Origin of the sequence: Klebsiella sp. CN_Kp073, assembly GCF_040065495.2 — a bacterium.
In the GTDB taxonomy this organism is placed as follows: Bacteria; Pseudomonadota; Gammaproteobacteria; order Enterobacterales; family Enterobacteriaceae; genus Klebsiella; species Klebsiella aerogenes.
Genome location: NZ_CM198051.1, coordinates 4,961,854 through 4,985,814, shown reverse-complemented (window position 1 = coordinate 4,985,814; position 23,961 = coordinate 4,961,854). Strand labels below are relative to the sequence as shown.

Genomic DNA, 23,961 nt, shown 5'->3' with positions numbered 1-23,961 from the left:
GGAACACTTATAACGATAAGGAGAAGCTGATTCTGTGTTAACGCTGTTACACCTACTTTCCGCCGTAGCCCTACTGGTGTGGGGTACCCATATTGTGCGCACCGGCGTGATGCGAGTCTTTGGCGCGCGCCTGCGTACCGTGCTCAGCAGCAGCGTGGAGAAAAAACCGCTCGCCTTCTGCGCGGGGATTGGCGTCACCGCGCTGGTGCAGAGCAGCAATGCCACCACCATGCTGGTGACGTCGTTTGTAGCCCAGGATCTGGTCGCGCTGGCGCCAGCGCTGGTTATGGTGCTGGGTGCGGATGTGGGGACGGCGCTGATGGCGAGGGTACTGACCTTCGACCTCTCCTGGCTATCGCCGCTGCTGATATTTATCGGCGTTATTTTCTTCCTCGGCCGTAAACAGACCCGCGCGGGTCAGCTTGGGCGGGTCGGTATCGGCCTTGGACTTATCCTGCTGGCGCTGGAGCTCATCGTCCAGGCGGTGCATCCGATTACCCAGGCCAACGGTGTACAGGTGATTTTCGCCTCGCTGACCGGCGATATCATGCTGGATGCGCTGATTGGCGCCGTGTTCGCCATTATCAGTTACTCCAGCCTGGCGGCCGTGCTGCTGACCGCAACGTTAACCGGCACCGGGGTGATCTCTTTCCCGGTGGCGCTATGCCTGGTCATCGGCGCTAACCTCGGCTCCGGGCTGCTGGCGATGCTCAACAACAGCGGCGCCAATGCGGCGGCGCGGCGCGTGGCGCTCGGCAGCCTGCTGTTCAAGCTGGTGGGGAGCTTGATAATTTTGCCATTTGTGCACGTACTGGCGGATGTCATGCACAAATTGCCGCTGGAAGAGTCGGAGCTGGTTATCTACTTCCACGTCTTCTACAACCTGATCCGCTGCGTGGCGATGGTGCCGTTCGCCGGGCCGATGGCGAACCTGTGTAAGCGCCTGATCCGCGATGAGCCGGAGCTGGATAACCATCTCAAGCCGAAGCATCTGGATCCCTCGGCGCTGGATACGCCGGCGCTGGCGTTGGCCAATGCCGCCCGTGAGACCTTGCGTATCGGCGACGCCATGGAGCAGATGCTGGAAAGCCTGCGCAAGGTGATGCACGGCGAGCCGCGCGAAGAGAAAGAGCTGCGGCGGATGGCGGACGATATCAACGTGCTGTATACGGCTATCAAGCTCTACCTGGCGCGGATGCCGAAGGACGAGCTGGCGGAAGAGGAGTCTCGCCGCTGGGCGGAAATTATCGAGATGTCGCTCAACCTGGAGCAGGCGTCTGACATCGTCGAGCGAATGGGCAGCGAGATCGCCGATAAATCACTGGCGGCGCGGCGCGCATTTTCCGTCGAGGGGTTGAAAGAACTGGATGCGTTATACGAGCTGCTGCTCAGTAACCTGCAGCTGGCAATGTCGGTCTTCTTTTCCGGCGACGTGCCGAGCGCCCGTCGGTTGCGCCGCAGTAAGCACCGTTTTCGTATTCTTAACCGCCGTTACTCGCACGCGCATGTTGACCGCCTGCATCAGCAAAACGTGCAGAGTATCGAAACCAGTACGTTGCATCTGGCGCTGTTGGGCGATATGAAGCGTCTGAACTCGTTGTTCTGCGCTGTTGCCTATAGCGTGATGGAGCAGCCGGATGAAGACGACGAGCGGGATGATTATTAGCCGGATTTACGCTGGGTAGCCCGGATAAGGCGCAACGCGCCGCTATCCGGGTAATGTTCGTCAAACTAGTCTAGAAACGGTGGCCCGCGGCCAGGGTTACCGCTTCTTCTCCCGCTTTGAACAACAGCGTCGGGTTCGGGCCGCCGAGCGTGGCGTGTCCGTCGCTGACCTGAATCCAGTTCCCCTCCGGCAGGCCAATCACCGTTAATTCCGGCGCCACGACCAGCAATTCGCGAATACGTTGCTCACGGGTCTCACCCTGATGCCCGGTCGGCAGCGCGTTAGTGAAGTGCGGGTTAATCTGCAGCGGGAACAGCCCTAACGCGTCAAACCCCTGAGGATCGACAATCGGCATATCGTTGGTGGTACGAATGGTCGGGCAGGCGAGGTTAGAACCCGCGCTCCAGCCGATATACAACGCCCCGCGTTTGACGACATCGACAATCGGCGCCAGCAGCCCGCGGCTGCGACACTCTTTCAGAAGCTGGAAAGTGTTCCCGCCGCCGACGATGACCATCTCGGTACTTTCAATGGCGGCGATAGGGTCGGCGACGCTGTGAATACCGGTCACGCTGACGCCCATCGGCGCCATGACTGCGGCGGCTTTGGCGGTGTAATCATCCCAGCTTTGCGTCACCCCGGCGAAGGGAATAAATACCGCCGAGCGGCGGCCTTTGACCTGGCCGGCAATCAGCGGCAGCGCATGTTCCATCCAGGCTTTGCCCGGTAGCGTTGAGTTACTCAGTAACAGCAGTTCCATCTTTTCATCCTGTGTAAGCATGTCATTTGACGCAGATTCTATCATTGGCCCGGCCTTGAGGCGCTGATATGGCTCACGGTGCAGGCAAGCTGAATGTTATTATCGGGGCCGAAAGCGCAGATGCTAACCACCCCGGAGACGACCTATGAACAATGAAATACCGCTGAAATATTATGACATCGTGGATGAGTACTCGACGGAGTGCGCGGAAGCGGTAAAAGAGTCCGAGCGCGATTGTCTGGCGCATTACTTCCAACTGCTGATTACGCGCTTAATGAATAATGAGGAGATCAGCGAGGAAGCGCAGCAGGAGATGGCCCGTGAAGCAGGCATTGCCGAACAGCGTATCGACGATATCGCCAATTTCCTCAATCAATGGGGTAATGAATAACGTCATCCCTGTTTTTTATCGCCAGTAAGGTGAGGTATATTTCGCTGTCAAAGGAGAAACTATGCTGACCGACTCATCTACTCGATTAAATAAATACATCAGCGAAAGCGGGATTTGCTCGCGTCGCGAAGCGGACCGCTTTATTGAACAAGGCAACGTCTTTATCAACGGTAAGCGCGCCGCCATTGGCGATCAGGTGAAGCCGGGCGATGTGGTGAAAGTCAACGGTCAGCTGATTGAGCCGCGAGAAGCCGATGATTTGGTGTTGATTGCGCTGAATAAGCCGGTGGGTATCGTCAGCACTACCGAAGATGGCGAGCGCGATAATATCGTCGACTTCGTGAACCACAGTAAACGCGTGTTCCCGATTGGCCGTCTCGATAAAGACTCTCAGGGGTTAATTTTCCTGACCAACCATGGCGATCTGGTGAACAAAATCCTGCGCGCCGGCAACGATCATGAAAAAGAGTATCTGGTCACCGTTGATAAGCCGGTTACCGATGAGTTTATTCGTGGAATGGGCGCGGGAGTGCCGATTCTCGGTACCGTGACCAAAAAATGTAAGGTCAAGAAAGAAGCGCCTTTCGTGTTCCGCATCACGCTGGTTCAGGGATTAAACCGCCAGATCCGCCGCATGTGCGAGCATTTCGGCTATGAAGTCATGAAGCTGGAGCGGACGCGCATTATGAACGTTAGTCTGACGGGCATACCGCTGGGCGAGTGGCGCGATTTAACCGATGATGAGCTGATCGATCTTTTCAAGCTGATTGAAAACTCCTCTTCCGAAGCGAAGCCAAAAGCTAAACCGAAGGCCAAAGCGGCGACCGCCGGCATCAAGCGCCCGGTGGTGAAGATGGAAAAAACCAACGAGAAAGGCCGCCCGGCCTCGAACGGTAAACGTTTCGCTCAGCCGGGACGTAAAAAGAAAGGCCGCTAACGCCTGCCGCGGGTCGGCGTATTCGCCGACCACGAAAATGTCGCTTCTTTGTCTACTTTGTAAGCCTGCTGCTTTTTCACCTGGCGGGCTTTCTTCGCTTCCGCTTCGCGCAGCGCCATCAGCTTATCGATATATTCCTTTTTCACGCTGTTCGTTTCCGCATTGCTCAGCGGGCGGCCGTGCGCGATACGCGCGCGGTCCAGCAGCGTCTTCAATTCGCGCTGTTCGCGCTCGGTCATCTCTTTTTGTGTAATGCGGGGGAGTGCCATGGTGGTGCCCTCAATCAGACCAGAGAGTCCAGTGTACGGCAATCGGCGCAAAATAGAACTAATCCGGAAAATGCCTCGCAGAATATTTGCTGAGTGGGTGACCGATGACGTTGTCTGGATTAGCGTAGCAGCATGGTTTATGTGGTCATCCGCAAACTTATTTTTGCGCGATTTGTGTATAAAATTTTATACAAGTATGTGGTATGTTGAATCAGGGGCAAAGTTTACGACGTATTGTCTGGATGGGGTCTTCCTTTGATGATTTGCGCCAATTTCCTGAGGAGGTCCGCCGGGATGCCGGTTTCCAGCTTTACCGTTTACAGGCGGGGTTAGAAGCTGCTGATTGGAAAGCGATGCCTCAGTTGGGGAGAGGCGTGGAGGAAATACGGTTACGCCATTATTCCGGCGCTTATCGGGTGATTTACCTGGCTCGTTTTGAGGCAGAGGTTTATGTCCTGCACTGTTTTAACAAAAAACTCGACGTACCGCCGAACATGAAAAACAAATTGTCAGAAGCCGTTTGCAGCTTATACCGCAGGAACACAGGAGTCGTAAATGAATCGTAAGACAGTGGATGGCATCCGTCACGTGACGACAGCAGAGACGAATATTTTCAGTGAACTCGGCTTTGATGACTGTGAAGCGGAGCGGTTAAGGACGCAAGCGGAACAAGAAGTCGAACAACTGATGCTCCTGAAGCGGCAACTCATGCAGGAAATTGCTGAGTGGATAGATGAAAATCAATTGAAGCAAGCGGATGCCGCAGCGAAGTTGAATATTTCACGCCCGCGTATTTCAGATGTGGTAAACCAGAAAACCAGTAAGTTTACCCTTGATGCATTGGTCATGATGTTAATGAAGTTAGGCAAGCCGGTGAGTTTACTGGTGGGATAAACCAAACGTCCGGGCATATGGCCCGGACGTATACCGATTAGCGCTGGTTGCCTTTTTTGGTCGTCGGCTTACCGGACCAGTAACCTGCCAGCAGCGAGCCGGAAAGGTTATGCCATACCGAGAACAGCGCGCCGGGCAGGGCGGCCAGCGGGCCGAAGTAGATTTTCCCGAGGGCCGCGGCGAGGCCAGAGTTCTGCATACCCACTTCGATCGCCAGGGTGCGGCAGGTGGATTCATCAAAGCCGAACAGGCGCCCGCCCCAGTAGCCGCCGAGCAGGCCAATAGCGTTATGCAGGATCACCGCCACGATAACCACCAGCCCCACCGAAGCGATATGCGATGCGGAACCGGCGACCACGGCGCTGATAATTGCCAGGATGCACAGCATGGAGAAGGCGGGAAGGAAGGGTTCCACCGCCTTTACCACTTTTGGCAACAGGTGATGAACAATCAGACCGAGGCCGATTGGGATCACCACGATTTGCAGGATGCTCAGCAGCATGCCCATCACATCGACCTGAATGTGCGCATCAACGTACAGGCGCGTCAGCAGCGGCGTGGCGACCACGCCAACCAGTGTCGAAACGGAAGAGATGGTTACCGACAGTGCGACATCGCCTTTCGCCAGATAGATCATGACGTTGGAAGCGGTTCCGCTGGCAACGCTGCCGACCAGCACCATTCCGGCGGAGAGCTCTGGCGGCATGTGGAACAGCAGCGCCAGTACCCAGGCGGCGAGCGGCATCACCAGGTAATGCAGAAAAATTCCCGCTGCGACCGGCGCAGGTCGTGACAGCACGCGCTTGAAATCGTCCAGCTTCAAATGGACGCCCATGCCAAACATAATCAGCATCAGCAGCGTGGTGACCCACGGGCCGATAGGGGTAAAAGTGGTTGGCGTGTAATAAGCCAATACGGAGAGCAGCAGCGCCCATAACGGGAACAGCCGCGTAAGCGTGGCGAGCATAGTGTATTCCTTGCGACAGTGTTTGTTGTGTTGATGTTGTTATAAAAAAGCCGGGTTCGAGCCCGGCTATAGGTATTTTTTATCGCGCAAAAGAATATTATTCAAACAAATTATGATGCAGCTTCTGCACCACTTTCTCCGCGTCGTCGCCAGGCACCAGGAAGCACAGGTTGTGGCTGGAGGCACCGTAGCAAATCATGCGGATATTGAACGGTTCCAGTACGCCGAATACCTCTTTACCGACGCCGCAGGCTTTCGATAATTCATTGCCGATCAGGGCGACCAGCGCCAGGTTTTCTTCCACTTCGACGCGGCACAGCGAAGAGAGCTCGGTCAGCAGCGCCTGGGTCAGCAGGGTATCGCCAGCGGAGGTTGAACCGGTGGTGTCCATGGTCAGCGCAATGCTCACTTCCGAAGTGGTGATCAGATCGACGGAAATATTATGCCGCGCCAGAATACCGAACACTTCAGCCAGGAAGCCGCGGGAGTGCAGCATATGCAGGCTGTGCAGGGTCAGCAGCGTTTGACGACGACGCAGCGCCAGCGCGCGGAACAGCGGTGGATTTTCGGTTTTATGACAGACCATCGTGCCGCCGGCTTTAGGTTCTTTGCTGGAGCCGACGAATACCGGGATATCGCTGCGTACGGCGGGCAGCAGGGTGGCCGGATGCAATACCTTGGCCCCGAACGTGGCCATCTCCGCGGCTTCAGCGAAAGCGATCACATCGATGCGCTTCGCCGCTGGCGCAACGCGCGGATCGGTTGTGTAGATGCCAGGGACATCGGTCCAGATATCCACACGACTGGCGTTTAAGGCCTCGCCGAGTAGCGCTGCGGTGTAATCGCTGCCGCCGCGGCCAAGGGTGGTGGTACGGCCTTTGGCTTCGCTGCCGATAAAGCCCTGGGTAATCACCAGGCCTTCTTCCAGGCGCGGCGCCAGTTGTTGTTGCGTCAGTTCCGCCAGCGCGGCGATATCCGGTTCGGCGCGGCCGAAACGATCGTTGGTACGCATCACTTTGCGTACGTCGAACCACTGCGCCGCGATACCGCGTTCGCGCAGGATCTCAACGAACAGTAAGGTGGACATCAGTTCTCCGTGGCTCACCAGTTCATCGGTCAAGGCTTCCGAGCTGGCCAGCGAGGCGGCTTCCGCCAGGGTAGTAATGTTTTCCAGCAGACGCTCGATCTCTTCGCGAATAACGTTGGGATAACGTAAACGCTCCAGAATATTGAACTGGATTTGGCGCATTTCATCGAGCTTAGCGAAGCGTTCGGTGGGTTCCAGCCCTGCCGCTAAAGCAACTAAGATATTGGTAACGCCAGCCGATGCGGATAACACCACTACGCGGGTATTCGCATCCAGCAGCGCGACGTCGACGCTACGGTTCATCGCGTCGAAATCGGCCACGCTGGTGCCGCCGAACTTAGCAACAACTAAATCTGTCATAACAACCTCGTGTCAGGGGGCCTGACTTATTAAAACGATTCCTGAGCAACCGCTCCTGGTTCGGGCTGGAAATAACCGGAGCGCTACAAAATGTCTTAATAAGCCAGGCCAAATTAACTCAGCCATGGCACAAGGGAAGAGCGAAAAGTAGGGTGGGCGCAGAGCGATAAACAAACTACGATGTCACCCAGAAGTGCTCCACCTTGTAGACCCGTTCGCCGATGACGCGCATCGGTTCGCGAGTATGAAACGCCCGACTGCGAACGCTTCTGGTGACAACCCAGGGGATTCAGCCCCTGTGGCCGGCGACAGACTTAACCAGATGCCTGTGCGCCTCGGCGTTGCTCCCCCTCACGTATTTTCCCCGGACTGGTTCCTCCAATACGGTTACCTGGGCAACGCACCTCTTCTGGCAATTACTGACGTCTTTCACTATGCCTGGGGAGAGACTGGTCATTATACCCCCCAACGATACTCTTCGCTGTAGCGTGAAATGCGCGAGCAATACATACCTACGGTTCCGTAGGCAGTTCAGCTATATAAAGGCTTCCGGACGGGTATGTCAACGACAGGGTTATGCGGATTTTTCATGCATCGGCGGATAACAGAAAAATGCCTAATGATCGCTATAATATGGGGGCTCTTTACCCTATTTCTGACCCCCGTCAACGGCATAACACAAAAATCATCACAATTTTCCGCCGCTGAGGCTACAATCGACCGAAGTCACATTTTTCAAATCAGAAGAGTATTGCTAATGAAAAATATCAACCCAACGCAGACCGCTGCATGGCAGGCATTACAGAAACACTTCGATGAAATGAAAGACGTCACTATCAGCGAGCTTTTCGCCAAAGATAGCGATCGTTTCTCTAAATTCTCCGCCACTTTTGACGATCTGATGCTGGTGGATTTCTCCAAGAACCGCATCACTGAAGAGACACTGTCTAAGCTGCAGGATCTGGCGAAAGAGACCGATCTGGCCGGTGCTATCAAGTCGATGTTCTCCGGCGAAAAAATTAACCGTACCGAGGACCGCGCGGTACTGCATGTCGCGCTGCGCAACCGCAGCAATACGCCGATCGTAGTCGATGGCAAAGATGTGATGCCGGAAGTCAACGCGGTGCTGGAGAAGATGAAAGCCTTCTCTGAAGCGATTATCTCCGGTAGCTGGAAAGGTTACACCGGCAAACCGATCACCGACGTGGTGAACATCGGTATCGGCGGTTCAGACCTCGGCCCGTTCATGGTGACCGAAGCGCTGCGCCCGTATAAAAACCATCTCAACATGCACTTCGTTTCCAACGTAGACGGCACCCATATCGCCGAAGTGTTGAAAGCGGTGAATCCGGAAACCACGCTGTTCCTGGTGGCTTCCAAAACCTTCACTACTCAGGAAACCATGACCAACGCCCACAGCGCGCGTGACTGGTTCCTGGCGACCGCGGGCGATGAGAAACACGTGGCGAAACACTTCGCGGCGCTCTCCACCAACGGTAAAGCGGTTGGCGAGTTCGGTATCGATACGGCTAACATGTTTGAATTCTGGGACTGGGTTGGCGGTCGTTACTCCCTGTGGTCCGCCATCGGCCTGTCTATCATTCTGTCCGTTGGCTTCGATAACTTCGTCCAGCTGCTGTCCGGCGCCCACGCCATGGACAAACACTTCTCCACCACCCCGGCTGAGAAAAACCTGCCGGTACTGCTGGCGCTGATCGGTATCTGGTACAACAATTTCTTCGGCGCCGAAACCGAAGCGATTCTGCCGTACGATCAGTACATGCACCGCTTTGCCGCTTACTTCCAGCAGGGCAACATGGAATCCAACGGTAAGTACGTTGACCGTAACGGCAACGTCGTGGATTACCAGACTGGCCCAATCATCTGGGGCGAGCCGGGGACTAACGGTCAGCACGCGTTCTATCAGCTGATCCATCAGGGCACCAAAATGGTACCGTGCGATTTCATCGCCCCGGCTATCACCCATAACCCGCTGTCTGACCACCATCAGAAACTGCTGTCTAACTTCTTCGCCCAGACCGAAGCGCTGGCCTTTGGTAAATCCCGCGAAGTGGTTGAGCAGGAATATCGCGATCAGGGTAAAGACCCGGCTCAGCTTGAGCACGTGGTGCCGTTCAAAGTGTTCGAAGGCAACCGTCCGACCAACTCCATCCTGCTGCGTGAGATCACCCCGTTCAGCCTGGGCGCATTGATCGCGCTGTATGAGCACAAAATCTTCACCCAGGGCGCGATCCTCAATATCTTCACCTTCGATCAGTGGGGCGTTGAGCTGGGTAAACAGCTGGCTAACCGTATCCTGCCGGAACTGAAAGATGGCGCAGACGTTAGCAGCCACGACAGCTCTACCAACGGCCTGATTAACCGTTATAAAGCCTGGCGCGCATAAGTGTTGCGCAGTTAAGCCTGAATGCCGACCCTCGGGTCGGCATTTTTATTTATAGCCGCCGCAGCAGCCTCGCGGGATTGCCCGCCCAAACGCCTTTCTCGGTGATGGATTTTGTCACCACGCTCCCGGCGCCGATGACCACACCATCGCAGATACTTACCGCCAGAATGGTGGAGCCGCTGCCGATAGACACGTCATTGCCGATTTCAATGCGCCCCCAACTGTCGCGGTCGGCATTCGGTTTGCCATCGCGGAACAAGTCGTTGGCGAACATCACGCCGTGGCCGATAAAACAACGTTGGCCGATGGTGACGTACTCGCAGATAAAACTGTGGGACTGGATTTTGCTGTCCGCGCCGATGCGCGTGTGTCCCTGAATCTCGACGAACGGCCCGACGAAGACGTTATCGCCGAGCTGGCAACCATAGAGGTTGGCGGGCTGGTATATGACCACGTTTTCGCCGCAGATAACGTTGTGAACGCCGGTATCGCGAAGCTCAGGCATAATTTCTCTCATATCGGTTTGGCCAGAATATGTAAGGTGCTTTGTTGGCTGGCGGAATGGAAAATGGTGTCTTTTACATGCTGCATTCCCTGGCGTTCGTAAAAACGACGCGCGCCAGGATTATCGGCAAGGACCTCAAGCCACAGCCACGCTTCACCATTTTCTTGTGCCAGAGCCTCTATGCCGCTAAACAGCCGCTCGCCGTAGCGGTGTCCGGTTTCGTCAGGCATGAGATAGAGCTTATGCAGCAATGTGCCGATACGTCCGTCGCCATCAATTCTCTGCTGGCAGCTGTATTTAGCAAAGCCAACGGGGTGCGCGGATTCGGCGATGAGCCAATGCTGTTCCGCCGCGGCAAGACTTTGACGCAGCGATTCCACGGAATACTCCTGCTGGAGAAATAATGCCAGCTCATCGGCGTTGCGCCAAAGGTGGGCGAAGTGGTGGCGATAGCTGGCATAGCCCATATTACTGAGCTGCGGCGCATCTTCTGGTACAGCCTTACGGATAGTTAACATACTGCGTTCCTCATTCAGATCTCATCGTATAGTGCCTGTAAAATGAGCAAGGAGGAACGGCGAAAAACGGTGGGGAAGGAGGCTGGAGGTTTCCCCCCAGCCGGGTGATTAACGAGCGAAGGCGATGGCTTCGATTTCGATGCCGGCGTCTTTCGGCAGTCTGGCGACCTCTACGCAGGAACGCGCCGGAAAAGCGGCCTGATGTTCGGTAAAGAAGGCCTCATAGGCGGCGTTGATGGCGGCAAAATCCTGCAGGTCTTTGACAAACACCGTGGTTTTAACGATCTGCCCGACCGTGAGTCCGGCAGCTTCAACGATGGCTTTCACATTTTCCAGCGATTGCCGCGCCTGTTCGGCGATATCGCCCGGCATGGTGCCGTCCAGCGGATTAATCGGCAGCTGACCGGAGGTGATGGTCATCGCGCCGAGATTGACGCCCTGCACGTACGGGCCGATAGCGGCAGGCGCGTCAGCGGTGGTAATAATCATATGGTTTATCCTTCAAACGGTTACATAAAATAATTTAACAACACCAGCGAGCCGACGCCGCTCACTACCACCCATACCAGGCCTAAACGGAAGCTGGCGAGCGTGCAGATAATGGCGGCGATCACCTTCGGATTCTTTAAGTCAAACTCCATACTGGAATTCACGCTCAGGATCTGAATGGTGATAATGGCCGGCAGGACGGTGACCGGGACAAAGCGCAGCGTTTTGGTCACCCGCTCGGACATCTGGATTTTTCCGGCCAGGCCGATAAACGAAAATCGGATCAGAAAGGTCACGGCGGCCATCCCCAAAGTCAGGGCGATAAAGTAGCTATTATTCATGTTCCAGCGCCTCCACGAGCGGCATCCCGGATTTGGCAATTGCTGCCTGTTTACGTTCTTCAGCCAGGTCGACGCACAGTCCGGCGAGCACGCCAAGCACTGACGCGACGACAATGCCCAGCGAGTAGGGCAGGATGACCAACAGCACGCCGGAGACGGCGGCCACCACGGCGGCGACGGTGCAGGCCTGGCTTTTTATTTGCGGCACCACGATAGCGATAAAAGCGGCGACCATGGCGAAATCCAGACCGTACTTTTCAATGTTCGGGAAGGAAGCGCCGACCAGCGCGCCGAGGAAATCGGCCAGTACCCAAATCGCCCAGAAGGTGATCATCGCCGAACCATAAAACAGATACTTATCCTGCTTGTTGCCTTCCATCTCTTTGACGGTGGTGGCGTACACTTCGTCGGTCAGCGCGTAGGACATAAAGCATTTTTTAAAGAATGATGCTTCACGGACGGTACCGGAAATAGAGGCGCTGTACAGTACATGACGTAGATTAATTATTAATGTGGTGAATATAATAACCCCGAGCGTGGCGCCGGTTTTAAGCATATTTAATGCCAGCATTTGCGCCGAACCGGCAATAACAATCGCCGACCACGCCGTACTCTGCCAGACGCTCATGCCCGCGCTAACGCTTAATGCGCCGACAATAAATGAAAATGGAAAGTCGCCGATGCACAGCGGCATAATAGCGCTGGCGCCGCGTAAGATGACTTTTTTATTCATCTGCTATACCTGCTAATTTATAAATAATAGTGTGGGTAGGGTAGGTTAATCGGGGCCTGAATGTTCAGGCCCGTTAAAAATTGTTATTTAGCGACCATGATACTGATAATTTCTTTATCTGTGAGGGTCATTGGTTTAATCACCAGGCGGCACAGGTTATTAATAGTCTGCTCGACATCGGTGCAGACAATACCATCATTGGCGCCAGCGCAGCTATTTTGCATCGCCATCAGTACCGCCTTAAAGGCGCTGGATACCACGGACGAGACTTTCATCGCACAGCTATTAGAGGCGCCATCACAGATCATGCCGGTAATATCGCTGACCATATTAATAATCGCGGTATTAATGGTGTTGATGTCGCGAGTAAATAGCCAGGCCATCCCGGCGGCGGCACCCATGGCGGCGGTTGAGGCCGCGCATAGCGCAGATAAACGCGTATAACGAGAATGAATTGAGATAGCGGTGAGATGAGATAGAGACAAAGCGCGTGCCAGGGTCTCTTCATCGGCGCCGAGATGCTCAGCAACCACCACTACCGGCATGGTTGCCGTAATGCCCTGATTGCCTGAGCCGAAGTTAGACATTGCGACCACCGGCGCACCGCCCATGCGGGCATCTGAAGCGGCGACGGTGTTGATGATCACCTTGCTTAACAGATCGTTGCTCATCAGGCCGTTTTTCACTGCGTCAGAAAAGGTACCGTTAATGTTCAGGCCATATTTTTTGGTTTTGCCTTCTGCCGCCAGCGCGGAGTTTAAGCGCGCGGCTTCGAGAATAAAGCGAATATCATTAAAGTCGACGCTATTAATAAAGTCGTAAGCCTGTTGTAGCGAAAAATTGGGCAGCGTTTCGTGCCGGGCGCGCGCATTCTGTTTTTCGCTTAGTGGCTGCGGCTGGCCATTAATATAAAGTTTGACCACGTTAGTGTGGGTTCCTTTTACTACGACACGACAGGTGTTTTCGCCATCAGAGAGAGTTAGATCGAGATGAATAAAGTCCGGGGTCTCTTTGACGGTAATATCAACGGCATGATTGGCGATCAGCTTCTGTGCCATTTCGACGTGTAGCGGGGTGATATCTTCCAGCGTTTTTAATCCCTTTTGCGGATCGCCGCCAAATGCGCCAATTGCGGCGGCCAGCGCTACACCGCAAACGGCGGTGCCGGGAATAGTAACACCCATCGCGTTTTTATAGAGATTGGCGGAAATAAAACCGCTAATTCTGGTGCAAGGCTGATCCAGATATTGTGCGGCGTAGGCGGCAGCGAAGGAAATAGCGACGGGTTCAGTACAACCTAACGCTGGGGCAACTTCTTGTTTGAGCCATTTGATATACAGGGATGCGTTATCGGTTTTCATAATGATTTAATGTCCAAAATTAAATTTTATTCAACTGCGATAATGCTAAGACAATGGATAAGAAAAATCTTACCCTAATAACCATATAAATAATGCGGTTTTTAGAAAAATTTTATCTTGTGAGAATTTTTAAGATATAACTGTTTCAAATGGTAAATGTTTTAATTTTCAATAAGTTGGTTGGTTTTGTTTTAAGCGTAACGGATGATTTGGTTAACTTGCTCACAGCATTGCAGGAAGTAAAATTTTCTCTTAGTTGCATTTACCGCGTTGAAGGACCGATGCTGCTCGCAAAGCGAAGTAGATCTGGATCACACTTTTGCGCTATACAGATCAATAACGTTCATGCATTTGAGGTGTCACTATGCCGTCGGTATATCGTCCGCTGGTTAATTTTGTTGCGAAGGCCATGCAGGCCGTATTGAACCTGGCGCTATTGTGCCTGGGAATTATTCTGGTGGTGTTCCTGGGAAAGGAGACCCTGCATCTGGCGCACGTGCTGTTTACGCCGGAGCCGGTGAGTAAGTACAAGCTGGTCGAAGGGCTGGTGGTCTATTTTCTCTACTTCGAGTTTATCGCGTTGATTGTGAAATACTTTGAGTCCGGTTTTCACTTCCCGCTGCGTTATTTCGTCTATATCGGTATTACGGCGATTGTGCGGCTTATTATCGTCGACCATGAGTCGCCGATGGCGGTGCTGATTTACTCTGCGGCGATCCTTATCCTGGTGATTACCCTGTGGTTGTGTAATTCCAACCGCCTGAAACGGGAATAAAAAAAGCGGCCTCCAGGGCCGCTTGACCGACAATCACAAATGAAATTTATGTAGGGTCCAGTAGAGGATTGCAGTGGCATTTGCCCTACTTTTTCAGGGAGAGGTGGGCTGCCGTACCCGGTTGGGGTCGGGTACCACATCCCACCCTCGCTGAAATTTGGGGCGGTAAAACAAGGGTCTAACATGATGAAACTTAACCTTTCACCCCGCCGGCCGTCAGGCCGTTAACCAACCAGCGCTGAGCCAGCAGGAAGACGACGGTAATCGGAATCGCCGACAGTACCGCCGCCGCGGCGAAGTCGCCCCACAGGTAGTTCTGCGGATTGAGATACTGCTGCATCCCCACCGCCAGGGTATAGCTGTTCACATCGCGCAGCAGCAACGAGGCCACCGGCACTTCGGTAATCGCGGCGATGAACGACAGAATAAACACGACCGCCAGAATCGGCACCGACAGCGGCAGCAGCACCAGGCGGAAGGCCTGCCACGGAGTGGCGCCATCCAGCGCGGCCGCTTCTTCCAGTGAACCATCGATAGTTTCGAAATAGCCCTTAATCGTCCAGACGTGCAGCGCGATACCGCCCATATAGGCGAAGATCACCCCGCCGTGAGTGTTGAGGCCGACGAAAGGCAGATACTGACCGAGGCGGTCGAACAACGCATACAGCGCCACCAACGACAGTACTGCCGGGAACATCTGGAAAATCAGCATCCCTTTGAGCAGTGTCGCTTTGCCCGGGAAGCGCATACGGGCGAAAGCATAAGCGCAGGTGGTGGAGAGGGCGACGATGCCGATCGCGGTAATCCCGGCGACCTTAATTGAGTTCCACAGCCACAGCAGCACCGGGAACGGCGGCGGCGTTACCCGGCCATCGGCGTGTTCGACGCTGAAGCCTAATGCCAGACGCCAGTGCTCCCAGGAGATGGTATCCGGGATCAGGCTGCCGGTCGCGAAATTGCCTTCGCGCAGCGAGATTGCGATAACCATCAGCAGCGGGAACATAATCGCGGCGATAAAAATTAGTAACAGAAGATGCGTAGTGAAGAGACGCAGTTTTTGAGATTTAGGTTGGACCATAGCCATTATCGTTATCTCCCTTAATCAAACTTCATGCGCGTGGCTTTCAGATTCACAATCGCTAACGCCCCAACCAGCAGGAAGATAAGCGTGGCGATAGCCGCCGCCAGGCCGAAGTCCTGACCGCCGCCGCCTTCAAAGGCGATGCGATAGGTGTAGCTCACCAGCAGGTCGGTATAACCGGCCGGGGTGGTGGTGCCGAGACGGTCCGGGCCACCGTTGGTCAACAGTTGAATCAGTACGAAGTTGTTAAAGTTAAAGGCGAAGCTGGCAATCATCAGCGGCGTGAGCGGCTTGATCAGCAGCGGTAGCGTAATTTTAAAGAAGTTCTGGAACGGACCCGCGCCATCCATCGCCGACGCCTCGTACAGATCGTCCGGAATCGCCTTCAGCAGCCCCATGCACAGGATCATCATGTACGGGTAGCCCAGCCAGGTGTTGACGATGATGATCATCGTGCGCGCGGTGGTTGGGTCGCTAAACCAGGCCGGTTTAATGCCGAACAGCGCGCTCAGCATCATGTTGATTTCACCAAAGCTCTGGTTAAACAGCCCTTTGAAAATCAGGATTGAGATAAATGACGGCACCGCATACGGCAGAATCAACAGCACGCGGTAAATCGCTTTGCCCTTCAACGCTTCCCACTGCACCAGACAGGCCAGCACCATTCCCACGGCGACGGTCAAAATCACCGTCAGCACCGAGAAGACCACGGTCCAGACGAAAATGGCGAAGAACGGTTTCTGGATCCCTTCGTCCTGGAAAACGCGGGTGAAGTTATCCCAGCCGATGGTGACGGTATAACCCGGGCTCAGCTTTTCATTGCCCCAGCTGCCGTCAGCATTGATGGATTGATAAAAGCCGATGTTGTCGTTGGGGCGATATTTCACGCCGCTTTGGTTGTTAGTGAGCGTGCCGTCGTTGGCCAGCGCGTACAGCGGCTGGGTACCGGAGAACTGGCGCAGCGAACTCATAATCACTTTGCTTTCATCCGGCAGCACGGCGGTCAGTTGGTTCAGCGCGGCGCGGTTCTGGGTGATTACGCGTAAATTCGCGCGTTCGCCTTGCGGCAGGACATCGGCTTCTTTTAACGTCAGCTTCTGCTCGCCGCCGAATTTAAAGGCTTCGGAGAGATAATTTTTACCGCTTTCACCGTCCGTCAGCGCCAGCTGCCACTCGTCACCCGCCAGGTAGAGTGAGAAGTTATAGGCTTTGCCGGCCTGGAAAGAACGGTCCATCAGCACCTGCTGGGCACGTTCGAAGGTTAGCTGGTTGGTGCTGCTGTAGTTGGTGAAGGCGATGGCAATAGTACAGATCAGCGGGAACAGAACAAACAGCCCCATCCCGGCGAGACCCGGATAAACATAGCGCCAGGCATAGGCCTTGCGATTGGAAAAGATATACAGGCCAACCGAGCTTAAAATCAGCGTCATGATGGCGAACAGGTACTCCCCCTGGGCGTACATTAAAACAACAAGGTAACCCACCAGCAGGCACAGCAAACCAATCACAGACCATGTGAGTTGCGGGCTTTGCCACCAGTGTTTCTTTTTAACGGCATCCATGGGGATCATCCTCTACAACGTTAAATATCTGTCGACAAAAGTGCCTGATGGCGCTGCGCTTATCCGGCCTACAAGGCGTGTAGGCCGGATAAGGCATTTATGCCACCATCCGGCACGTGTGCGACGGTATTACTTGGTGATACGGCCCTGTGCATCCTTCAGCGCGGCATCGACGGTTTGGCGGCCGCTTGCGGCGTTGATAACCGCGGTACGGACGGCATACCAGAATGCGGACATCTGCGGGATGTTCGGCATGATTTCGCCTTTCTGGGCGTTAGCCATGGTGGCGGCGATACGCGGGTCTTTCTCCAGCTTCTCCTGGAAGGATTTCAGCGCCACGGCGCCCAGCGGTTTATCGTTGTTCACCGACTCCAGACCCTGATCGGTCATCAGGTAGTTTTCGAGGAACTCTTTCGCCAGTTCTTTATTCGGGCTGGCGGCGTTAATCCCGGCGCTCAGGACGCCAACGAACGGTTTAGACGGTTTACCTTTGAAGGTTGGCAGCAGAGTGACGCCGTAGTTAACCTTACCTTTGTCGATGTTCGACCACGCCCACGGACCGTTGATGGTCATCGCGGTTTCGCCTTTGTTGAAAGCCGCTTCCGCGATGGAGTAGTCGGTGTCGGCGTTCATGTGTTTATTCTTAATAAGGTCGACCAGGAAGGTCAGGCCGGCTTTCGCGCCGGCGCTATCAACGCCGACGTTTTTCACGTCGTATTTGCCGTTTTCAAACTTAAACGCGTATCCGCCATCGGCGGCAATCAGCGGCCAGGTGAAGTACGGTTCTTGCAGGTTGAACATCAGCGCGCTCTTACCCTTCGCCTTCAGCTCTTTATCCAGCGCCGGGATCTCTTCCCAGGTTTTCGGCGGGTTCGGGACCAGGTCTTTGTTATAAATCAGCGACAGGGCTTCCACCGCCACCGGGTAAGCGATCAGTTTGCCGTTGTAGCGTACGGCGTCCCAGGTGAACGGATAGAGTTTGTCCTGGAAGGCCTTATCCGGGGTGATTTCCGCCAGCAGGCCGGACTGCGCGTAGCCGCCAAAACGGTCATGCGCCCAGAAAATGATATCCGGGCCGTCGCCGGTGGCAGCAACCTGCGGGAACTTCTCTTCCAGCTTATCCGGATGTTCTACGGAAACTTTAATGCCGGTATCTTTTTCGAACTTTTTACCCACTTCAGCGAGGCCGTTATAGCCTTTATCGCCGTTAATCCAGATAACCAGCTTACCTTCTTCAATTTTTGCGAGGGCAGAGGCGGAAAACATCATCGTCGTCAATGCAGACAGCGCGAGGATGCGAGCGCCAGTTTTGATTTTCATATACCCGTCCTATTTGGTGATGTGCTCGTGGATACACTTGAGTGGTTTAACGCTGATGAGTTTCCTTTTTTAACAACCTCTTTCCATCCTCCCTATGTCTACGCCCCGCCCGCCGTTTATGTGATCCGCATTGCAGAAATGCCGGTAATGGGCCCTGGAGCACATAAAAAAGCCACCGTTTTTGTCGCTTCGATCACGAAATGACGTTGTGCCGGGAACTTCCGGCGGCGAGAGGCGGTTTCTCATCCTCCCGTCTCCTCCCCCATCAAAAACCCGGGGGGTGGAGGATTTGCCAACGTAATGAATGCCGCATAGTCAGCCCATCTTGAATGTGTCTTTAAGTGACAGGTTGTAACGAAGGGAGAAGGGCATGGCGAGCGTACAGCTACGAAATGTAACGAAAGCCTGGGGCGACGTGGTGGTATCTAAAGATATCAATCTCGAGATCCAGGATGGGGAGTTCGTCGTGTTTGTAGGACCGTCGGGCTGCGGCAAATCCACCCTGCTGCGTATGATCGCCGGACTGGAAACGGTCACCAGCGGCGATCTGTTTATTGGCGATACCCGAATGAACGACGTGCCGCCCGCCGAGCGCGGCATCGGCATGGTATTCCAGTCATATGCGCTCTATCCCCACCTTTCCGTTGCCGAAAATATGTCTTTTGGCCTGAAGCTGGCCGGGGCGAAAAAAGAGGTGATTAACCAGCGCGTAACTCAAGTCGCTGAGGTCTTACAGCTGGCGCACCTGCTGGAGCGTAAGCCGAAAGCGCTCTCCGGCGGCCAGCGTCAGCGCGTGGCCATCGGCCGTACCCTGGTCGCCGAGCCGCGGGTTTTCCTGCTTGATGAACCCCTGTCCAACCTCGATGCCGCGCTGCGCGTGCAGATGCGTATCGAAATCTCCCGTCTGCATAAGCGCCTCGGTCGCACGATGATTTACGTCACCCACGATCAGGTGGAAGCCATGACCCTGGCCGACAAAATCGTGGTGCTGGACGCCGGCCGCGTCGCGCAGGTCGGAAAACCGCTGGAACTTTATCACTATCCGGCAGACCGCTTTGTCGCGGGCTTTATCGGTTCGCCGAAGATGAACTTCCTACCGGTCAAAGTCACCGCGACCGCCATCGAACAGGTACAAGTCGAACTACCGAACCGCCAGCAGGTCTGGCTGCCGGTAGACAGCGCTCACGTTCAGGTCGGCGCCAATATGTCTTTGGGCATCCGCCCGGAACACCTGCTGCCGAGCGACATCGCCGATGTCACCCTTGAGGGCGAAGTGCAGGTGGTCGAACAGCTTGGTCACGAAACGCAAATTCATATCCAGATCCCCGCCATCCGTCAGAACCTGGTGTACCGCCAGAATGACGTGGTGTTGGTAGAAGAGGGAGCCACATTCGCCATCGGTTTGCCGCCGGAGCGCTGCCATTTATTCCGTGAGGATGGCACCGCTTGTCGTCGGTTGCATAAAGAGCCGGGCGTATAAGGTTCCCCATTAAAAGAAGACGCGAACCCAGCGCGCAGCCAACCATGCGGCGGCCGACGGGGAAGTGTTCAAAGAAAAGCAATGATCTCAGGAGATAGAATGATGATTACTCTGCGCAAACTTCCACTGGCGGTAGCCGTTGCGGCGGGCGTGATGTCTGCCCAGGCGCTGGCTGTCGATTTCCACGGTTACGCTCGTTCCGGTATTGGCTGGACCGGCAGCGGCGGCGAACAGCAGTGCTTCCAGGCCACCGGCGCTCAAAGTAAATACCGTCTCGGTAACGAATGTGAAACTTACGCTGAACTGAAACTGGGCCAGGAAGTGTGGAAAGAGGGCGATAAGAGCTTCTACTTCGATACCAACGTTGCCTACTCGGTATCGCAGCAGAACGACTGGGAATCTACCAGCCCGGCCTTCCGTGAAGTTAACGTGCAGGGTAAAAACCTGATCGACTGGCTGCCGGGTTCAACCCTGTGGGCTGGTAAGCGCTTCTATCAGCGTCATGACGTTCACATGATCGACTTCTACTACTGGGATATTTCCGGTCCTGGCGCCGGTATCGAAAACATCGATCTGGGCTTCGGTAAACTCTCTCTGGCCGCCACTCGTTCTTCTGAATCCGGCGGCTCGGCAACCTATGCTGACCGCGATCCGCTGACTGGCGAACGCGTTTATGATCATCTGGTACCGAACGACGTCTTCGACGTGCGTTTAGCGCAGATGGAAACCAACCCGGGCGGTACGCTGGAGCTGGGCGTGGACTATGGTCACACCAACGTGCCGGATGACTACTACCTGCAGCCGGATGCATCGAAAGATGGCTGGATGTTCACCGCTGAACATACCCAGAGCATCCTGAAAGGCTACAACAAATTTGTTCTGCAGTACGCGACCGATGCCATGACCTCCAACGGTAAAGGCGTACCGCAGGGCGGCAGCATTAATAACGATGGTTCCATGTGGCGTGTGCTTGACCACGGCGCGGTCTCTCTGGCGGACGATTGGGACATGATGTACGTCGCCATGTACCAGGACGTCAACCTGGACAACAACAACGGTACCAAATGGTGGACCGTCGGCGTACGTCCTATGTACAAATGGACGCCGATCATGAGCACCCTGCTGGAAGTCGGCTACGACAACGTCAAATCGCAGAAAACCGGCGACAGCAACAACCAGTACAAAATCACCCTGGCGCAACAGTGGCAGGCGGGCGACAGCATCTGGTCCCGTCCGGCAATTCGTCTGTTCGCCACCTACGCGAAGTGGGATGAGAAGTGGGGTTACACCGATAGCGGCGTCGCCATGCGCGATACCTCTGGTACCGGTATCAACACTTCCAGCCGCGGCGACGACGATGAGTGGACCTTCGGCGCCCAGATGGAAATCTGGTGGTAATGCTATCCGCATCATGATGAGTAAAAGAGGGGCATCAGCCCCTCTATTTTCGGCCCAGCGCGCTATTGCCTGGCTAACGCTCGGCCATAGGAATTGAGGTGATAACAATGAATATGAAGAAAAGTCTCGTTGCCCTCTGCCTGTCCGCCGGCCTGCTGGCCAGCGTACCCGCAGTCAGTTTTGCTGATGTCAATTTCGTGCCGCAGAATACCTCTGCCGCGCCGTCCATCCCGGCCTCCTCGCTGCAGCAGTTGACCTGGACGCCGGTCGATCAATCGAAAACCCAAACCTCTAAAGTGGCGATCGCCGGTCAAACGTTGAATGTTCCCGGTATCGCCGGGCCGGTGGTGGCCTATAGCGTACCGGCCAATATCGGCGAGTTAACCCTGACGCTGACCAGCGAAGTCGACAAACAGACCAGCGTCTATGCGCCAAACGTGCTGATCCTCGATCAGAGCATGACGCCGTCCGCCTTCTTCCCGAGCAGCTATTTCACTTATCTGGAGCCGGGCGTGATGAGCGCCGACCGCCTGGAAGGGGTAATGCGCCTGACGCCGGCGCTGGGACAGCAGAAAATTTATGTGCTGGTGTTTACCACTCCGCAGGATCTGCAGCAGACCACCAAATTAATCGACCCGGCGAAAGCCTACGCGAAAGGCACCGGTAACGCGGTGCCGGACATTCCGGATCCGATCGCTAAACATACCACTGACGGCACCTTGAGCCTGAAGGTGAAAACGTCTTCGAGTTCCAGCGTGCTGGTGGGGCCGCTGTTTGGGTCTTCCGGCCCGGGCCCGGTGACCGTCGGCAATACCGCGGCGCCGGTCTATAACGCCCCGGCCGCTGCGCCTGTTGTCGCGCCGGTCGCTGCCGCTCCAGCGGCGAAAAGCGAACCGATGCTTGACGATACCGAAACCTACTTCAACAACGGTATCAAGAAAGCGGTTAAACAAGGCGATATCGATAAAGCCCTTAAATTGATGAACGAAGCTGAACGTCTCGGCTCGAAATCTGCTCGTTCCACCTTTATCAGCAGTGTAAAAGGCAAGGGGTGACCGTCTCCCCACAATGCTGATGTTTAGGCACAGCCTTTAGGTGCGTCCGCCTGGACGCACTTTTTTTTCTCGCGCAGCGGCAACTGTTGCATGCCTGTTGCGCGGATGATCGTATATTGACGTTTGCCCGCCCTCAAAACGCTATTCTGCGATACAATGCCTGCACGTTTTGTACCGGAGAATCAGGCATGCCACATCCTGCGCTTACGCAACTGCGTGCGCTGCGCTATTTTGCCGCCATACCCGAGCTGGACGCGCCGCTGCGCGACTGGCTGTTGCTGGAAGACTCAATGACCAAGCGCTTTGAGCAACAAGGGAAAAAGGTCACCGTGACCATGATTAACGAAGGTTTCGTCGGACGCGACGCGCTGGCGGGCGAAGAAGCCCTATTGCCGGAAGAAGCGCGTTATTGGCTGCGGGAAATCATTCTTTGCGCCGATGGCGAACCCTGGCTTGCCGGTCGTACCCTCGTGCCGGAATCGACGCTATGCGGCCCGGAATTAGCCCTGCAGCAGCTGGGGCAGACGCCGCTGGGCCGGTATCTGTTTACGTCGTCGACGTTAACCCGTGATTTTATTGAGATTGGCCGTAGTGCACAGCTGTGGGGGCGACGTTCCCGTCTCCGGCTGAGCGGCAAACCGCTGCTGCTGACAGAGCTTTTTCTGCCTGCATCGCCATTGTATTAAGAGGAAGAGAAAATGGAGTGGAGTCTGACGCAGAATAAGCTGTTGGCGTTTCACCGCCTGATGCGTACTGACAAACCAATCGGCGCGCTATTGCTGCTGTGGCCGACGCTGTGGGCGCTATGGGTGGCATCACCCGGGGTGCCACCGCTGTGGATACTGGCGGTATTTGTCGCTGGCGTCTGGTTGATGCGCGCCGCCGGCTGCGTGGTGAATGACTATGCCGACCGTAAATTTGATGGTCACGTTAAGCGTACGGCTCGTCGCCCGCTACCAAGCGGCGAGGTCACCGAAAAAGAAGCGCGCATATTGTTCGCGGTACTGGTGGGGCTCTCCTTCTTGCTGGTGTTGACGCTCAATACCATGACCATCCTGCTGTCGGTTGCGGCGCTGGCGCTAGCCTGGGTCTACCCCTTTATGAAGCGCTATACCCATCTGCCGCAGGTAGTGCTGGGCGCGGCCTTTGGCTGGTCGATCCCGATGGCTTTCTCGGCGGTAAGTGAAGCGCTGCCGCTCAGCTGCTGGCTGATGTTCCTCGCCAATATTTTGTGGGCGGTAGCCTACGATACCCAGTATGCGATGGTCGATCGCGACGATGATGTCAAAATTGGCATTAAGTCGACGGCGATCCTGTTCGGTGAAAACGATCGTTTGATTATCGGTATTCTGCAGGTTGCCGTGCTGGTATTAATGGGCGCGGTGGGCTGGCTAAATGGGCTGAACTGGGAATTCTACTGGTCGCTGTTTATCGCGGCGGGATTGTTTGTCTGGCAGCAGAAGCTTATCTTCAAGCGCGAACGCGATAACTGCTTCAAAGCGTTTATGAATAATAACTACGTTGGGCTGGTGCTGTTTCTCGGTCTGGCGATGAGTTATCTGCAGTAAATCCTTCTTTCCCCGACTCGCGTCGCGAGCCGGGGAA

The 23,961-nt window shown here is 55.1% G+C and carries 25 protein-coding genes, 1 pseudogene and 1 riboswitch; of the genes and pseudogenes, 13 read left to right on the top strand and 13 right to left on the bottom strand.

Annotated features, from left to right (window positions below):
• The first annotated feature begins 34 nt into the window (after positions 1-34).
• On the top strand, positions 35-1,666 hold the full coding sequence (locus ABLV66_RS23990) for a Na/Pi cotransporter family protein (protein ID WP_015368796.1): 1,632 nt from the start codon (positions 35-37) through the stop codon (positions 1,664-1,666).
• Positions 1,667-1,736: 70 nt separating this feature from the next.
• Here ABLV66_RS23990 and pepE read toward each other — a convergent pair whose 3' ends face one another.
• Positions 1,737-2,426 (bottom strand): dipeptidase PepE, encoded by a 690-nt coding sequence (pepE, locus tag ABLV66_RS23985; RefSeq protein ID WP_047046472.1) that lies wholly within the window; start codon positions 2,424-2,426, stop codon positions 1,737-1,739.
• Between the two features lie 145 nt (positions 2,427-2,571).
• On the opposite strand from pepE, the gene ABLV66_RS23980 reads away from it, so the two are divergent.
• Positions 2,572-2,817, top strand: a complete 246-nt coding sequence (locus ABLV66_RS23980) for a YmjA family protein (protein ID WP_020079884.1) — start codon at positions 2,572-2,574, stop codon at positions 2,815-2,817.
• A 61-nt stretch (positions 2,818-2,878) separates the two neighbouring features.
• Positions 2,879-3,754, top strand: a complete 876-nt coding sequence (rluF, locus tag ABLV66_RS23975) for a 23S rRNA pseudouridine(2604) synthase RluF (RefSeq protein WP_045396831.1) — start codon at positions 2,879-2,881, stop codon at positions 3,752-3,754.
• Here the strand turns inward: rluF and ABLV66_RS23970 are convergent.
• On the bottom strand, positions 3,751-4,023 hold the full coding sequence (locus ABLV66_RS23970) for a YjbD family protein (RefSeq protein ID WP_045396828.1): 273 nt from the start codon (positions 4,021-4,023) through the stop codon (positions 3,751-3,753). The two genes, rluF and ABLV66_RS23970, sit on opposite strands and share 4 nt — an antisense overlap.
• A gap of 203 nt (positions 4,024-4,226) precedes the next feature.
• On the opposite strand from ABLV66_RS23970, the pseudogene ABLV66_RS23965 reads away from it, so the two are divergent.
• Positions 4,227-4,582 (top strand): annotated as a pseudogene (locus ABLV66_RS23965) (type II toxin-antitoxin system RelE/ParE family toxin).
• On the top strand, positions 4,579-4,917 hold the full coding sequence (locus tag ABLV66_RS23960) for a helix-turn-helix domain-containing protein (RefSeq protein WP_045396820.1): 339 nt from the start codon (positions 4,579-4,581) through the stop codon (positions 4,915-4,917). The pseudogene ABLV66_RS23965 and the gene ABLV66_RS23960 overlap by 4 nt, the downstream one beginning before the upstream one ends.
• A 37-nt stretch (positions 4,918-4,954) precedes the next feature.
• Here ABLV66_RS23960 and panS read toward each other — a convergent pair whose 3' ends face one another.
• Positions 4,955-5,884 carry a ketopantoate/pantoate/pantothenate transporter PanS gene (gene panS, locus ABLV66_RS23955; RefSeq protein ID WP_015368789.1) on the bottom strand — a complete coding sequence of 310 codons (930 nt, stop codon included), beginning with the start codon at positions 5,882-5,884 and terminating at the stop codon, positions 4,955-4,957.
• Between the two features lie 97 nt (positions 5,885-5,981).
• Positions 5,982-7,331, bottom strand: coding sequence for a lysine-sensitive aspartokinase 3 (gene lysC, locus ABLV66_RS23950; protein ID WP_032709596.1), 1,350 nt, complete (start codon positions 7,329-7,331; stop codon positions 5,982-5,984).
• Positions 7,332-7,514: 183 nt separating this feature from the next.
• A riboswitch (Lysine riboswitch) is annotated at positions 7,515-7,748 on the bottom strand.
• Between the two features lie 340 nt (positions 7,749-8,088).
• On the opposite strand from lysC, the gene pgi reads away from it, so the two are divergent.
• Complete coding sequence (gene pgi / locus ABLV66_RS23945) at positions 8,089-9,738, top strand: glucose-6-phosphate isomerase (protein WP_020079879.1); 1,650 nt, start codon at positions 8,089-8,091, stop codon at positions 9,736-9,738.
• Between the two features lie 49 nt (positions 9,739-9,787).
• Here the strand turns inward: pgi and ABLV66_RS23940 are convergent, their stop codons facing one another.
• The 6 genes from ABLV66_RS23940 to ABLV66_RS23915 form a co-directional block, all read right to left on the bottom strand.
• Positions 9,788-10,243, bottom strand: a complete 456-nt coding sequence (locus ABLV66_RS23940) for an acyltransferase (RefSeq protein WP_348877246.1) — start codon at positions 10,241-10,243, stop codon at positions 9,788-9,790.
• A gap of 8 nt (positions 10,244-10,251) precedes the next feature.
• Positions 10,252-10,761 (bottom strand): GNAT family N-acetyltransferase, encoded by a 510-nt coding sequence (locus ABLV66_RS23935; protein WP_348877247.1) that lies wholly within the window; start codon positions 10,759-10,761, stop codon positions 10,252-10,254.
• Positions 10,762-10,869: 108 nt separating this feature from the next.
• Positions 10,870-11,250 carry a RidA family protein gene (locus ABLV66_RS23930; protein WP_047045837.1) on the bottom strand — a complete coding sequence of 127 codons (381 nt, stop codon included), beginning with the start codon at positions 11,248-11,250 and terminating at the stop codon, positions 10,870-10,872.
• Positions 11,251-11,270: 20 nt separating this feature from the next.
• Entirely contained in the window at positions 11,271-11,591 is a 321-nt protein-coding gene (locus ABLV66_RS23925; RefSeq protein ID WP_015368778.1) for a branched-chain amino acid transport AzlD family protein, read from the bottom strand.
• Positions 11,584-12,324 (bottom strand): AzlC family ABC transporter permease, encoded by a 741-nt coding sequence (locus ABLV66_RS23920; RefSeq protein WP_047045840.1) that lies wholly within the window; start codon positions 12,322-12,324, stop codon positions 11,584-11,586. Before ABLV66_RS23920 ends, ABLV66_RS23925 begins: the two co-directional genes overlap by 8 nt.
• An 83-nt stretch (positions 12,325-12,407) precedes the next feature.
• Complete coding sequence (locus tag ABLV66_RS23915) at positions 12,408-13,685, bottom strand: L-cysteine desulfidase family protein (protein WP_348877248.1); 1,278 nt, start codon at positions 13,683-13,685, stop codon at positions 12,408-12,410.
• 364 nt (positions 13,686-14,049) lie between these two features.
• Between ABLV66_RS23915 and psiE the strand changes: the two genes are divergently transcribed.
• Positions 14,050-14,460, top strand: coding sequence for a phosphate-starvation-inducible protein PsiE (gene psiE / locus ABLV66_RS23910; protein WP_015368775.1), 411 nt, complete (start codon positions 14,050-14,052; stop codon positions 14,458-14,460).
• 193 nt (positions 14,461-14,653) lie between these two features.
• On the opposite strand, the gene malG is transcribed toward psiE, so the two are convergent.
• From malG to malE, 3 genes are all read right to left on the bottom strand, one after another.
• Positions 14,654-15,544: a maltose ABC transporter permease MalG gene (gene malG, locus ABLV66_RS23905; protein ID WP_015368774.1), complete on the bottom strand. Its 891-nt coding sequence runs from the start codon at positions 15,542-15,544 to the stop codon at positions 14,654-14,656.
• Between the two features lie 14 nt (positions 15,545-15,558).
• The gene (gene malF / locus ABLV66_RS23900; RefSeq protein WP_348877249.1) at positions 15,559-17,103 is read right to left on the bottom strand and encodes a maltose ABC transporter permease MalF; all 1,545 of its coding nucleotides are present in this window, start codon (positions 17,101-17,103) and stop codon (positions 15,559-15,561) included.
• Positions 17,104-17,232: 129 nt separating this feature from the next.
• A complete protein-coding gene (malE, locus tag ABLV66_RS23895) occupies positions 17,233-18,423 on the bottom strand; it encodes a maltose/maltodextrin ABC transporter substrate-binding protein MalE (protein ID WP_087858845.1) in 1,191 nt (396 codons plus the stop codon).
• A gap of 27 nt (positions 18,424-18,450) precedes the next feature.
• Between malE and ABLV66_RS23890 the strand changes: the two genes are divergently transcribed.
• The 6 genes from ABLV66_RS23890 (at position 18,451) to ubiA (ending at position 23,924) form a co-directional block, all read left to right on the top strand.
• Complete coding sequence (locus ABLV66_RS23890) at positions 18,451-18,627, top strand: hypothetical protein (protein WP_015368771.1); 177 nt, start codon at positions 18,451-18,453, stop codon at positions 18,625-18,627.
• A gap of 166 nt (positions 18,628-18,793) precedes the next feature.
• On the top strand, positions 18,794-19,903 hold the full coding sequence (gene malK / locus ABLV66_RS23885) for a maltose/maltodextrin ABC transporter ATP-binding protein MalK (RefSeq protein WP_015368770.1): 1,110 nt from the start codon (positions 18,794-18,796) through the stop codon (positions 19,901-19,903).
• A gap of 99 nt (positions 19,904-20,002) precedes the next feature.
• On the top strand, positions 20,003-21,301 hold the full coding sequence (locus ABLV66_RS23880; RefSeq protein WP_015704036.1) for a maltoporin: 1,299 nt from the start codon (positions 20,003-20,005) through the stop codon (positions 21,299-21,301).
• 107 nt (positions 21,302-21,408) lie between these two features.
• Positions 21,409-22,356 (top strand): maltose operon protein MalM, encoded by a 948-nt coding sequence (gene malM / locus ABLV66_RS23875; RefSeq protein ID WP_045396796.1) that lies wholly within the window; start codon positions 21,409-21,411, stop codon positions 22,354-22,356.
• A 188-nt stretch (positions 22,357-22,544) separates the two neighbouring features.
• Positions 22,545-23,042: a chorismate lyase gene (gene ubiC / locus ABLV66_RS23870; RefSeq protein WP_015704038.1), complete on the top strand. Its 498-nt coding sequence runs from the start codon at positions 22,545-22,547 to the stop codon at positions 23,040-23,042.
• 12 nt (positions 23,043-23,054) lie between these two features.
• Positions 23,055-23,924 (top strand): 4-hydroxybenzoate octaprenyltransferase, encoded by an 870-nt coding sequence (gene ubiA, locus ABLV66_RS23865; protein WP_045396790.1) that lies wholly within the window; start codon positions 23,055-23,057, stop codon positions 23,922-23,924.
• Positions 23,925-23,961 lie beyond the last annotated feature (37 nt).

Excerpts from the sequence above, each read along its gene's own strand:
- ABLV66_RS23970 (WP_045396828.1), bottom strand. The coding sequence starts at position 4,023 with ATGGCACTCCCCCGCATTACACAAAAAGAGATGACCGAGCGCGAACAG.
- malE (WP_087858845.1), bottom strand. The coding sequence starts at position 18,423 with ATGAAAATCAAAACTGGCGCTCGCATCCTCGCGCTGTCTGCATTGACG.
- malM (WP_045396796.1), top strand. The coding sequence starts at position 21,409 with ATGAATATGAAGAAAAGTCTCGTTGCCCTCTGCCTGTCCGCCGGCCTG.
- pepE (WP_047046472.1), bottom strand. The coding sequence starts at position 2,426 with ATGGAACTGCTGTTACTGAGTAACTCAACGCTACCGGGCAAAGCCTGG.
- ABLV66_RS23935 (WP_348877247.1), bottom strand. The coding sequence starts at position 10,761 with ATGTTAACTATCCGTAAGGCTGTACCAGAAGATGCGCCGCAGCTCAGT.
- ABLV66_RS23920 (WP_047045840.1), bottom strand. The coding sequence starts at position 12,324 with ATGAATAAAAAAGTCATCTTACGCGGCGCCAGCGCTATTATGCCGCTG.
- ABLV66_RS23940 (WP_348877246.1), bottom strand. The coding sequence starts at position 10,243 with ATGCCTGAGCTTCGCGATACCGGCGTTCACAACGTTATCTGCGGCGAA.
- ABLV66_RS23960 (WP_045396820.1), top strand. The coding sequence starts at position 4,579 with ATGAATCGTAAGACAGTGGATGGCATCCGTCACGTGACGACAGCAGAG.
- rluF (WP_045396831.1), top strand. The coding sequence starts at position 2,879 with ATGCTGACCGACTCATCTACTCGATTAAATAAATACATCAGCGAAAGC.
- ABLV66_RS23880 (WP_015704036.1), top strand. The coding sequence starts at position 20,003 with ATGATGATTACTCTGCGCAAACTTCCACTGGCGGTAGCCGTTGCGGCG.
- ABLV66_RS23925 (WP_015368778.1), bottom strand. The coding sequence starts at position 11,591 with ATGAATAATAGCTACTTTATCGCCCTGACTTTGGGGATGGCCGCCGTG.
- ubiA (WP_045396790.1), top strand. The coding sequence starts at position 23,055 with ATGGAGTGGAGTCTGACGCAGAATAAGCTGTTGGCGTTTCACCGCCTG.
- ubiC (WP_015704038.1), top strand. The coding sequence starts at position 22,545 with ATGCCACATCCTGCGCTTACGCAACTGCGTGCGCTGCGCTATTTTGCC.
- malF (WP_348877249.1), bottom strand. The coding sequence starts at position 17,103 with ATGGATGCCGTTAAAAAGAAACACTGGTGGCAAAGCCCGCAACTCACA.
- ABLV66_RS23980 (WP_020079884.1), top strand. The coding sequence starts at position 2,572 with ATGAACAATGAAATACCGCTGAAATATTATGACATCGTGGATGAGTAC.
- ABLV66_RS23930 (WP_047045837.1), bottom strand. The coding sequence starts at position 11,250 with ATGATTATTACCACCGCTGACGCGCCTGCCGCTATCGGCCCGTACGTG.
- lysC (WP_032709596.1), bottom strand. The coding sequence starts at position 7,331 with ATGACAGATTTAGTTGTTGCTAAGTTCGGCGGCACCAGCGTGGCCGAT.
- malK (WP_015368770.1), top strand. The coding sequence starts at position 18,794 with ATGGCGAGCGTACAGCTACGAAATGTAACGAAAGCCTGGGGCGACGTG.
- psiE (WP_015368775.1), top strand. The coding sequence starts at position 14,050 with ATGCCGTCGGTATATCGTCCGCTGGTTAATTTTGTTGCGAAGGCCATG.
- panS (WP_015368789.1), bottom strand. The coding sequence starts at position 5,884 with ATGCTCGCCACGCTTACGCGGCTGTTCCCGTTATGGGCGCTGCTGCTC.
- ABLV66_RS23915 (WP_348877248.1), bottom strand. The coding sequence starts at position 13,685 with ATGAAAACCGATAACGCATCCCTGTATATCAAATGGCTCAAACAAGAA.
- pgi (WP_020079879.1), top strand. The coding sequence starts at position 8,089 with ATGAAAAATATCAACCCAACGCAGACCGCTGCATGGCAGGCATTACAG.
- malG (WP_015368774.1), bottom strand. The coding sequence starts at position 15,544 with ATGGCTATGGTCCAACCTAAATCTCAAAAACTGCGTCTCTTCACTACG.